Annotated in this window: 11 protein-coding genes; 2 read left to right on the top strand and 9 right to left on the bottom strand. The window is 70.3% G+C overall.

Features of this window, described 5'->3' with window-relative positions; genetic code table 11:
* Positions 1 to 312: 312 nt before the first annotated feature.
* The 9 genes from serS to DDZ18_RS10615 all read right to left on the bottom strand — a co-directional run bounded on the left by serS (position 313) and on the right by DDZ18_RS10615 (position 8,538).
* Entirely contained in the window at positions 313 to 1,590 is a 1,278-nt protein-coding gene (gene serS / locus DDZ18_RS10655; RefSeq protein ID WP_109253373.1) for a serine--tRNA ligase, read from the bottom strand.
* Positions 1,591 to 1,868: 278 nt separating this feature from the next.
* Positions 1,869 to 2,672: a twin-arginine translocase subunit TatC gene (gene tatC / locus DDZ18_RS10650; RefSeq protein WP_109253372.1), complete on the bottom strand. Its 804-nt coding sequence runs from the start codon at positions 2,670 to 2,672 to the stop codon at positions 1,869 to 1,871.
* A 3-nt stretch (positions 2,673 to 2,675) separates the two neighbouring features.
* Positions 2,676 to 3,086 carry a Sec-independent protein translocase protein TatB gene (gene tatB / locus DDZ18_RS10645; RefSeq protein ID WP_109253371.1) on the bottom strand — a complete coding sequence of 137 codons (411 nt, stop codon included), beginning with the start codon at positions 3,084 to 3,086 and terminating at the stop codon, positions 2,676 to 2,678.
* 3 nt (positions 3,087 to 3,089) lie between these two features.
* Complete coding sequence (locus DDZ18_RS10640) at positions 3,090 to 3,329, bottom strand: Sec-independent protein translocase family protein (protein ID WP_109253370.1); 240 nt, start codon at positions 3,327 to 3,329, stop codon at positions 3,090 to 3,092.
* A gap of 517 nt (positions 3,330 to 3,846) precedes the next feature.
* Complete coding sequence (gene scpB / locus DDZ18_RS10635) at positions 3,847 to 4,617, bottom strand: SMC-Scp complex subunit ScpB (protein WP_109253369.1); 771 nt, start codon at positions 4,615 to 4,617, stop codon at positions 3,847 to 3,849.
* Positions 4,614 to 5,429 carry a segregation and condensation protein A gene (locus tag DDZ18_RS10630; RefSeq protein ID WP_109253368.1) on the bottom strand — a complete coding sequence of 272 codons (816 nt, stop codon included), beginning with the start codon at positions 5,427 to 5,429 and terminating at the stop codon, positions 4,614 to 4,616. The genes scpB and DDZ18_RS10630 overlap by 4 nt, the downstream gene beginning before the upstream one ends.
* Positions 5,426 to 6,457, bottom strand: a complete 1,032-nt coding sequence (nagZ, locus tag DDZ18_RS10625; protein WP_109253367.1) for a beta-N-acetylhexosaminidase — start codon at positions 6,455 to 6,457, stop codon at positions 5,426 to 5,428. Before nagZ ends, DDZ18_RS10630 begins: the two co-directional genes overlap by 4 nt.
* The gene (locus DDZ18_RS10620) at positions 6,454 to 7,275 is read right to left on the bottom strand and encodes an SPOR domain-containing protein (RefSeq protein ID WP_109253366.1); all 822 of its coding nucleotides are present in this window, start codon (positions 7,273 to 7,275) and stop codon (positions 6,454 to 6,456) included. Before DDZ18_RS10620 ends, nagZ begins: the two co-directional genes overlap by 4 nt.
* Positions 7,276 to 7,362: 87 nt before the next feature.
* Entirely contained in the window at positions 7,363 to 8,538 is a 1,176-nt protein-coding gene (locus DDZ18_RS10615) for a deoxyguanosinetriphosphate triphosphohydrolase (protein ID WP_109253365.1), read from the bottom strand.
* Between the two features lie 106 nt (positions 8,539 to 8,644).
* Here DDZ18_RS10615 and erpA point away from each other — a divergent pair, with 106 nt between their 5' ends.
* Together erpA and DDZ18_RS10605 are read left to right on the top strand one after the other, a co-directional pair.
* Entirely contained in the window at positions 8,645 to 8,974 is a 330-nt protein-coding gene (gene erpA, locus DDZ18_RS10610) for an iron-sulfur cluster insertion protein ErpA (protein ID WP_109253364.1), read from the top strand.
* Positions 8,974 to 9,645 (top strand): nitroreductase, encoded by a 672-nt coding sequence (locus tag DDZ18_RS10605; RefSeq protein ID WP_109253363.1) that lies wholly within the window; start codon positions 8,974 to 8,976, stop codon positions 9,643 to 9,645. Before erpA ends, DDZ18_RS10605 begins: the two co-directional genes overlap by 1 nt.
* Positions 9,646 to 9,664: the final 19 nt, after the last annotated feature.

Genomic DNA, 9,664 nt, shown 5'->3' with positions numbered 1-9,664 from the left:
ACCACCTCCCCCGCAAGCGGGGGAGGAAAGACCCGACGCGTCCGTATCGTGGGGCGCGCTCGGTTCCCCTCCCTCCCCTGGATGGGGAGGGTCGCGAGCGCAGCGAGCGGGGTGGGGTGAGGCCTGCACCGACGCGCGACGACTTCACACCCAAGGCCCTCATCCTGAGGGCCCCGATCCCCGTCCTTCGAGACGGCCGCTTCGCGGCCTCCTCAGGATGAGGGGATCGGGGCGTCTCGAAGAACGAGGGCCGTCCACCCTCCCCACGGAGGGGGAGGGAGGGCGTGCAGATCGCCAAGACAGCGCGCCGGGTCACGGCGTGAGAACCTCCAGCCCGCCGAGATAGGGGCGCAGCGCGGCGGGGACCGCGATCGAGCCGTCCTCGTTCTGGTGGTTCTCCAGCACCGCCAGCAGCGCGCGGCCGGTCGCCACGCCCGAGCCGTTGAGCGTGTGCAGGAACTCGGGCCGCTTCTCGCCTTCCTTGCGATAGCGCGCGTTCATGCGGCGGGCCTGGAAGTCCCCGCAGTTCGAGCACGACGAGATCTCGCGATAGGTCTTCTGGCTCGGCAGCCAGACCTCGAGATCGTAGGTCCGGCGCGCGGCGAAGCCCATGTCGCCCGACGACAAGAGCATCACCCGGTAGGGCAGCTCGAGCCGCTGCAGCACCTTTTCCGCGCAGCCGGTCATGCGCTCGAGCTCGGCCCCGGACTCCTCCGGCGTCACGATCGAGACCAGCTCGACCTTGTTGAACTGGTGCATGCGGATCAACCCGCGCGTGTCGCGCCCCGCCGCGCCGGCTTCGGCGCGGAAGCACGGCGTGTGCGCGGTGAAGCGCATCGGCAGGTCGGCCTCGGCGTGGATGTGCTCGCGCGCGAGATTGGTCAGCGGCACTTCCGCGGTGGGAATGAGCCAGCGGTCATCGGTCGTACGGAACAGGTCCTCGGCGAACTTGGGCAGCTGACCGGTGCCGAACAGCGCCTCGTCGCGGACCAGCAGCGGCGGACTGGTCTCGAGATAGCCGTGCTCGCTCACATGCAGGTCGAGCATGAATTGCGACAGCGCGCGCTCGAGCCGGGCCACGGGCCCGGTCGTCACGGCGAAGCGCGAGCCCGACATCGCCGCGGCGCGTTCGAAATCGAGCCCGTTCAGCCCCTCGCCGAGATCGACATGGTCGCGCGGCTCGAAAGAAAAGGCGCGCGGCTCGCCCCATTTGCGGACTTCTTCGTTGGCGCTCTCGTCTTCCCCGACCGGGACGTCGGCGTCCGGCCGGTTGGGCAGCGCGGCGAGATGCTGGTCGAGCAGCGCGTCGGCGTGGCGGACCGCCTCGTCGGCCTCCTCCAGCTTCTTCTTGAGCGTATCGACCTCGGCGCGGAGCGCATTGAACCGGTCCTCGTCGCCGGCGGCCTTGGCCTGGCCGATTTCCCTGGATTTCGCGTTGCGCTCGGTCTCGATCTCCTGGCGCGCCGTGGTCGCCTCGCGGCGGCGCGCGTCGAGATCGATCAGGCGCTCGGCCTGCGGTTCGAGCCCGCGGGCGCGCATGCCTGCGTCGAACTCGGCCGGGTTGTCGCGGATGAAGCGGATATCGTGCATGGGCGGACCACTCGGAAGACGGCGACGGATCGGCCGCGGTGATAGCCCCGCCCGGAGGCGGCGTCCACCGGCGGGCGGGGCGCCATCGCTGATGGCGCAGCGATCGGGGTGCATTGAACTCCCGGACGCGCCGAAGGCGCGATCCGGGACCCCGCAGCGATTGATCTCGACGAGGCCCCGGCGCTCCCTGCGGTCGGCCGGGGTTTCATGCGCTGAAGCCCCCACCCCGGCCCTCCCCCGAGGGGGAGGGAGTCACGCAGCCTCGTCGCGCAGGTCCGCTATTCGTCCGCCTCCTCCCCCTTCGGCTCGACCAGCTTCACCGCGAGGATCGAGACGCCGTAGAGGCCGAACAGGGCCAGGCCGAGGAAGAGCTGGCTGATCGGGTCGGGCGGGGTGACGAAGGCCGCGAAGGCGGCGATGCCCACCACGGCGAACTTCCAGAAACGCACGAGCTGTTCGGAGGTGAGGAGGCCCACCTTCGCCAGCAGCGACAGCAGCACCGGCAGCTGGAACGAGATCCCGAAGGCGAGGATGAGCGTCGTGACCAGGTTGAGATATTCCGACACGCGGGTGAGCAGCTGGATCGAGGCCCGGCCGTTCCCGCCGGCCTGCTCCTGGCCCAGTGCGAAGCCCATCACGAAGGGCAGGATGAAGTAGTAGACGAAGGCCACGCCGGCGGCGAACAGCACCGGCGAGGCGACCAGGAAGGGCGCCAGCGCCAGCCGCTCGTTCTTGTAGAGCCCCGGCCGGACGAACGCCCAGACCTGGTAGGCGATCACCGGGAAGGCGATGATGATCGCGCCAAACAGGGCGAGCTTCAGCTTGACGAAGAAGAATTCCAGCGGCGCGGTGAAGATGAGCTGCAGCTCGAGCGCGTCGCCGCGCACCTGCCGGGCCGCGTTCTCGAACGGGATCAGCAGGACGTTGTAGATCCACTCGGCGAACACGAAGCAGACGGCGAAGGCCACTGCGATCGCCGCCAGCGTGACGATCAGCCGGCCGCGCAGCTCGATGAGATGCTCCATGAGCGGCGCGCGCGAGGATTCGACCTCGTCGTCTTCGTCGCGGTCGGCGGCGGCCATGGCTCAGTCCCCGCCGGTCTTGTCCGTTTCGGCGCGCTCGGCCGGGGCCGGCTCGCCGGCGACCACGCCGAGCTTCTTCGCGCGGGCGGCCTCGCGCTTGGCGTCGGCGGCGCGGGGATGGGGCCGATCCTCTCCGCCCGCGCGCAGATCCGCCTCGGCGTCCTTGAGTTCGCGGGTGACGTCGCCGACGGGATTGGCGTCCTTGAGGGTCTCGATCTCCTTGCGCAGCTCGGCCAGTTCGGCCTCGCGGCCGAGTTCGTCGAAGCTGCGTTGGAAATCGCGCGCCATGGCGCGGGCCTGGCCGACGAAACGGCCAAGCTTGCGCATCATCAGCGGCAGGTCCTTCGGACCCACCACGACGAGCGCCAGGATGAGCAGAACCAGCAGCTCGGGCGCGCCGATGCCGGGATTCATCGCCTAGCTCCCGGCGCGCTCGTCCTCGCGGCGCGTCTCGGCGCCGGCGGACTCATCCGAGCGCAGCGTGCGCGGTGTTTCCTCGTCGCCGCCGTCTTCGGCGTCGTCGTCCTTCAGCCCCTTGCGGAAGGCCGTGATGCCCTTGGCGAAATCGCCCATAAGCGCGGAGATCTTGCCGCGCCCGCCGAACAGCAGGAGCAGCAGAACCGCCACGATGATGAGACCCGTCCAGTGCGGACCCATGCGCGCTCTCCCTTCGAATGCGGGCGCTGACCTCCCGATCCGCCGTGTCGCGGACGGGACTCGCCGGACGCGCGCCCGGCGGCTCATCTCTAGATGATATCGCCGGCCCGGTCCAACAAGGCGGACAGGCGGCAGGGGGCTTGATTTGGCCTTCCGCCCGGCGGCGGCGTTCGACGCGCAGGCGCGGCGTCCAAATGCCGGCCGCTTCAGCTGCCCCCTCACCCCGACCTTCTCCCCCGTATCCGGGGGAGAGGGAGCGCCATGAGGATGTCGGGCGCAGACTGGAAGCGCTTGAGCCTGACGTCCGCATTGAAGAATTCAGCGCGACATCGACGTCCCTTCTCCCCTCCAGGAGGGGAGAAGTAAGATGAGGGGAGAAGGCGCGGCGTCTGATTGTCGAACGCCGCAACCGCACCCCACCCCGGCCCTCCCCTCAAGGGGAGGGAGTCGCGTAGCGTCCTGCATTCGGCGACGGCGTTCCCGCCCTCATGACATGGAAGGCCCGAGGCGCAGCGCCCTACGCGTCGCCCTCCTCGCCTTCCTCGAAGAAGTCGAGATGGAAGGCGGCGGCCTCCTCGTCGGAGAGCGCGTCCTCCTCGGCGGCCTCGTCGAGGCGGGCGGGATCGGGAATATCGAAATGCGCCGGCAGCCGAGACGACAGCAGCCCGGCGGCCTTGAGATCGCCAAGCCCGGGCAGATCGCCGATCGCGGCGAGGCCGAAATACTCGAGGAAGTGCTCGGTCGTGCCGTAGGTCACCGGCCGGCCGGGGCTGCGCCGGCGGCCGCGCAGGCGGATCCATTTCTGCTCGAACAGCGTGTCGATCGTGCCCTTGGAGACGGCGACGCCGCGGATCTCCTCGATTTCGGCCCGCGTGATCGGCTGGTGATAGGCGATGATCGCCAGCGTCTCGGTCGCCGCGTTCGACAGCTTGCGCGGCTCCTCGCGATGCTCCTCCAGCAGACCGGCCAGATCCGGAGCCGTCTGAAAGCGCCATTTTCCGCCGACTTCAACGAGGTTTACGCCGGCCTCCTCATATTTCGCCTGAAGCCCGGCGAGGATCGCGGCGGCGTCCACGTCGGCGGGCAGGCGCGCCGACAGGGTTTCGACGTCGAGCGGTTCCGACGCCGCGAACAGAAGCGCCTCGACCATGCGCGCGCCCTCGCCCGCATTGTCGACGGCGAGCCGCACGCCCGGCGGTCCGGCGTCGCCGGCGGGACGCTTTTCGGCTTCCCGCCTCAGCCCCTTGATCGCCGCGGCGATGGGATCGTCGTCGCGCTCCTCGGTCATGAGGCGGTCTCCTCATCTTCCGTCCCGCGCATCCAGATCGGCGCGAAGGTCTCTTCCTGGCGCATCTGCGCCTCGCCGTCCTTGGTGATCTCGAGCGCGGCGAGCAGCGAAGACGCCGTGACCGAGGCGCGCGGCGGCGCGTCTTCGCCCAGCTCCTCGTCGTCGGGCAGCAGCGCGTCCAGGCGCGTCCAGGCGCCGAGGCGGTGCGCGATCGTCGACAGGCGCCGGCGCGCCTCCTCCAGCCCGTACACCTTCGGCGCCTCCGGGCGGTAGGTGGCGAAGGCCTCCTTCTCGCGGCGGGCCGCATAGGCCTTCAGGAGATCGTAGAGTTCGACGTCATACTTGGGCGTGGTGATCGCGCGCACGCCCTCCGGCGCGCCGCGGTCGAACACGTCGCGGCCCTTGAGCGCACGCGCGAACAGCGCCTCGCCGGCCGCGCGCATGGCGTCGAGCCGGACCAGCCGGAAGGCCAGCGCGGCGGCCATCTGCTCGGGCTCGGGCTCGTCGTCGGCCGGACGCGGCTTGGGCAGCAGCAGGCGCGATTTCAGATAGGCCAGCCAGGACGCCATCACGAGATATTCCGCGGCGATGTCCAGCCGGCGGCCGCGCGCCTCCTCGATGAAGGCGAGATACTGCTCAGCGAGCGCAAGGATCGAGATCTGCGCGAGATCGACCTTGTTCTTGCGCGCCAGCGCCAGGAGCAGGTGAAGCGGCCCCTCCCAGCCCTCGATGTCGACGATCAACGCCTCGCCGGATTCGGCGGCGTCGCGGGCGGCGTCGAAGGCCTCGTTCTCCTCGAACAGGTCGCTCATGCGCTCGCCCGTCTCAGCCCGGCGTCATCGAACAGCGCGTCGAGGCGCGCGGTCGTCGCCTCGACATCAAGCTCGGCGGGCGTCCCGCGCGCGGCCTCGGCCGCCTCGGCGCGTCTCAGCGCCTCGCCCTTGAGCGCCGGCGCGGCGTGGGCGATCTCGATCATCTCGGCCATCTCGCCATTGCAGTGAAGCACGACGTCGCAGCCCGCGCTGAGCGCGTCCTCTGTGCGCCGGCGCATGCCGCCTTCGAGCGCCTTCATGGAGAGATCGTCGCTCATCAGCAGGCCGTCGAAGCCCATATGGCCGCGGATGATCGTCCCGATCACCTCGCGGGAGACCGTCGCGCAATGGTCGGGGTCGATCGCGGCGTAGACGACGTGGGCCGTCATCGCCATCGGCGCGCCGGCGACGCCGGCGAACGCGGCGAAATCGGTCCCGAACAGCGTCTCGGCGTCGGCGCGCACGACGGGCAGGTCGTGGTGGCTGTCGGCGTCGGCCCGGCCGTGACCGGGAATGTGCTTGATCACGCCGGCCACGCCCTGATCCTTCAGCCCTTCGAGCGCGGCGGTCGCCAGCGCGGCGACGGCGGCGGGGTCGGCGTGGAAGGCGCGGTCGCCGATCACCGCGTCGGCGCCGGGCACGGCGAGATCGACGACGGGGGCGCAATCGGCGTCGACGCCGACATCGCGGAGCTCCTTGCCGATCAGGCGGTGATTGAGCCGAACGGCTTCGAGCGCGGCCTCGGGCTCGCGATCGAACAGCTCGCCGAAGCGCGCCGCCGGCGGCGCGGCCCGCCAGGTCGGGGCCTTCAGGCGCTGCACGCGCCCGCCTTCCTGGTCGATGAAGATCGGCGCGTCGCGGCCGACGCAGTCGCGCAGGGAATCGCACAGTCGCGCGATCTGGCGCGGCCGGTCGAGATTGCGCGCGAAGACGATGAAGCCCCAGGGATCGGCGTCGGCGAAGAAGGCTTTCTCGTCGGGCGTCAACGCCTCGCCGGCGAGGCCGTAGATCGCCGCGCTCGCGCTCACCGGCGCGCCACCAGGCAGGACTGGCCCTCGGCGGTCAGCGCCTCGCAGTAATTGGCCGCCGACTGACGGCTGGTGAAGGCGGCGATGCGCAGGCGGTGATAGACGCCGCGCTCGCCGAGATCGGCGCGTTCGATGTCGGGCGCGCGGCCGCGGGCGAGATCGGGGAAGCGCGTGGCGAAGCTGATCCAGCCCGCCTCGGCGTCCTCGGCCGAGCGGAAGGCCGCGATCTGGACGACCCATTCGCCCTCGGCGGAGGCCGCCGCCGCAGCCGGCTCCGGCTCGGAAGCCGCCGGCGTCGGTTCCGGCTCGGGCTCCGGCGCGGGCTCGGACGTCGCTTCGGGCTCGGGTTCGGGCGCGGGCTCCGATTCCGCCGGAGCGGGGTCGGGCTCCGGCTCGGCTTCTTCCTGCGCCGCGTCGGCGTCAGCGGTCTCGACGCGGACCGGCGGCATCTCGCGCTCGGTTTCGGCAGGCTCTTCGGGTCCCGGGCGCACGCCGGCCTCGGACGACTCGGCATCGTCGCCTTCCTCGCGCAGGCTGTAGGCGTCGATGTCCTGGCCGGGCGTCTCGTAGCCGCCGGGGTCGTCGGGGGCCTCCCGGTAGGGTTCGTCGTCGGCCGAGACGATGGGCGACTCGCCGCGATCGCGGACGCCCTGATTGTAGGCGCTCCAGACCACCGCCACGAACAGCAGGAACACGGCCGCCGAGGCGAGCAGCAGGATCGGCCCGCGGCGGTCGGCGTCGGCCTCGCGGGCGTCGAAGGTTCCCTGGTCCTCGGCCGGCGGCGCGTAGGCGCCCAGCCGCTTCTCCTCGTCGGACATCCCGTTTTCCCGTCTCCCGGCCGACCGGCGGGCGTCGGCCCGGCGCCGGTCGGATCACGATAGCGATTCGGCCGGCGGAGCGCGCCCCTAGCGCCAGCCTTCCACATGAAAAATCTTGCGGTGCTCCTCGATCGCGAAGCGGTCGGTCATGCCCGCGATGTAGTCGCACGCCACCCGGGCCGTGCCGTCGCCCCCGGCGCCGTCGGCGCGCGCCTGGAACTCCGTCGGCAGCAGGCCGGGGTCGCCGAGGAAGACCGCGAACAGGTCGCGCACGACGCGCCGACCCTTTTCCTTCATGCGCTTGACCTTGTAGTGCAGATACATGTTCGCATAAAGAAACCGCCGCAGGACGGCGAGGCTCTCGGTCATGTCGTCGGAGAAGGCGACCATCGGCCGGTCCTGGGCGCGGACATCCTCCGGACTGGCGACGCCGGCGGCTTCGATCCGGCCGCGCGTCTCCTCCAGCACGTCGCCGACCATGAGCCCGATCAGCTCGCGCACCGCCTCGTGGATGAGCACGTCGCGGGTGATGTCGGGATGACGCGCGCGGCAGCGACGGAACACCTCGCCGGCCAGCGGGACGTCGTCGAGCTGGTCGATGGTGAGCAGGCCCGAGCGCAGCCCGTCGTCGATGTCGTGATTGTTGTAGGCGATGTCGTCGGACAGCGCGGCGATCTGCGCCTCGACCGAGGTGAAGTCGGCGACATCGAGGTTCTCCCAGTCAGGATAGGCCGTGATCGCCCAAGGCAGATCGTCCGCGCCGCGGCCCTTCGAGATGAGCGGGCCGTTGTGCTTGACCACGCCCTCGAGCGTCTCCCAGGCGAGATTGAGCCCCTCGAAATCGGGATAGCGGGTCTCGAGCTTGGTGATCACGCGCAGCGTCTGGGCGTTGTGGTCGAAGCCGCCATAGCCCTCCATCGCCTCGGCGAGCGCGTCCTCGCCCGAATGACCGAACGGGGGATGGCCGAGATCGTGAGCCAGCGCCGTGGCCTCGGCGAGATCCTCGTCGACGCCCAACGCGCGGGCGAGCGTGCGCGCGATCTGGGCGACCTCGAGCGAGTGGGTGAGCCGGGTGCGGTAGTAATCGCCCTCGTGGGCGACGAAGACCTGCGTCTTTTCCTTGAGCCGCCGGAAGGCGCTGGAATGGATGATGCGGTCGCGATCGCGCTGGAACGGCGTGCGCATCGCGCTCTCGGCCTGGGGGTGCAGCCGCCCGCGCGTCCGCGCGGGATCGCAGGCGTAGGGCGCGCGCTGGCTCGTCATGGCGGACACTCGCTCGGATCGCTTGGACGGCGGAGGGGTTTTTCCGGACGGCCTTGCAGTCCATATATCCAATGATGCGTCAAAGGGAAAACCGGAAGGCCCGTCGATGAGCCAGCCCAACATCACCCTGTCGGACTCCGCCGCGGTCCAGATCCGCAAGATCATGGAGGCCCAGAACGCCCGCTATCTGCGCGTCTCCGTCGTCGGCGGAGGCTGCTCGGGCTTCTCCTACCAGTTCGATCTGGCCGGCGAGGCCGACGACGAGGACCTGAAGATCGAGCGCGACGGCGCGATTGTGCTTGTCGACCCCGTCAGCGTCGATTTCCTCAAGGACTCCGAGATCGACTATGTCGACGAGCTGATCGGGGCCGCCTTCAAGATCCACAACCCGAACGCGGTCGCCGCCTGCGGCTGCGGCACGAGCTTCTCGATCTGATGGAGGTCGGCGAAGCGCTGCGCGCGCGCATCTCCACGCGCGCCTTTCTCGATGCGCCGGTCAGCGAGGCCGAGGTCCGCGCCATTCTCGACGACGCCCGCCGGGCGCCGTCGGGCGGCAATCTCCAGCCCTGGAAGGTCCACGTCGTCGCCGGCGAGAAACGCCGGGCGGTCATCGACGCGGTGAAGGCGAAGCTCGCCGAGGACCCGTTCGGCAACGAGAGCGACTTCACGGTCTATCCGCCCAAGCTGTGGGAGCCCTATCGCTCGCGGCGCTTCGCCGTCGGCGAGCAGATGTACGACCTCCTCGGCATTCCGCGCGAGGACAAGGCCGCCCGACTCGAGCACCTGATGCGCAATTACGAGTTCTTCGGCGCGCCGGTCGGGCTGTTCTTCTCGATCGACGAGCGCATGGGCCCGGGCCAGTGGGCGCATCTGGGCATGTTCATGCTGGCGATCGCGCTGGCCGCCGAGGCGCGCGGGCTGGCCACCTGCATGCAGGAGGCCTGGACGCCGCGGGCGCGCACCGTGGCCAAGGTCCTGGGCGTCGAGGCGCCCTACATCGTCTATTGCGGCATGGCCCTGGGGCATGCCGATCCCGACGCCCCGGTCAACCGGCTGCGCGCCGAGCGCGCCGAGGTCGACGAGTTCGCGACGTTCGAGGGGTTCTGAGCCGGCCGCGCTTCCACCA

This window comes from Marinicauda salina (assembly GCF_003122085.1).
Taxonomy (GTDB): domain Bacteria; phylum Pseudomonadota; class Alphaproteobacteria; order Caulobacterales; family Maricaulaceae; genus Maricicauda_A; species Maricicauda_A salina.
This window is presented reverse-complemented; position numbering and strand designations above follow the sequence as displayed.

Bases quoted from the DNA above. Each gene is read 5' to 3' on its own strand.
- serS (WP_109253373.1), bottom strand. From the start codon at position 1,590: ATGCACGATATCCGCTTCATCCGCGACAACCCGGCCGAGTTCGACGCA.
- tatC (WP_109253372.1), bottom strand. From the start codon at position 2,672: ATGGCCGCCGCCGACCGCGACGAAGACGACGAGGTCGAATCCTCGCGC.
- tatB (WP_109253371.1), bottom strand. From the start codon at position 3,086: ATGAATCCCGGCATCGGCGCGCCCGAGCTGCTGGTTCTGCTCATCCTG.
- DDZ18_RS10640 (WP_109253370.1), bottom strand. From the start codon at position 3,329: ATGGGTCCGCACTGGACGGGTCTCATCATCGTGGCGGTTCTGCTGCTC.
- scpB (WP_109253369.1), bottom strand. From the start codon at position 4,617: ATGACCGAGGAGCGCGACGACGATCCCATCGCCGCGGCGATCAAGGGG.
- DDZ18_RS10630 (WP_109253368.1), bottom strand. From the start codon at position 5,429: ATGAGCGACCTGTTCGAGGAGAACGAGGCCTTCGACGCCGCCCGCGAC.
- DDZ18_RS10620 (WP_109253366.1), bottom strand. From the start codon at position 7,275: ATGTCCGACGAGGAGAAGCGGCTGGGCGCCTACGCGCCGCCGGCCGAG.
- DDZ18_RS10615 (WP_109253365.1), bottom strand. From the start codon at position 8,538: ATGACGAGCCAGCGCGCGCCCTACGCCTGCGATCCCGCGCGGACGCGC.
- erpA (WP_109253364.1), top strand. From the start codon at position 8,645: ATGAGCCAGCCCAACATCACCCTGTCGGACTCCGCCGCGGTCCAGATC.
- DDZ18_RS10605 (WP_109253363.1), top strand. From the start codon at position 8,974: ATGGAGGTCGGCGAAGCGCTGCGCGCGCGCATCTCCACGCGCGCCTTT.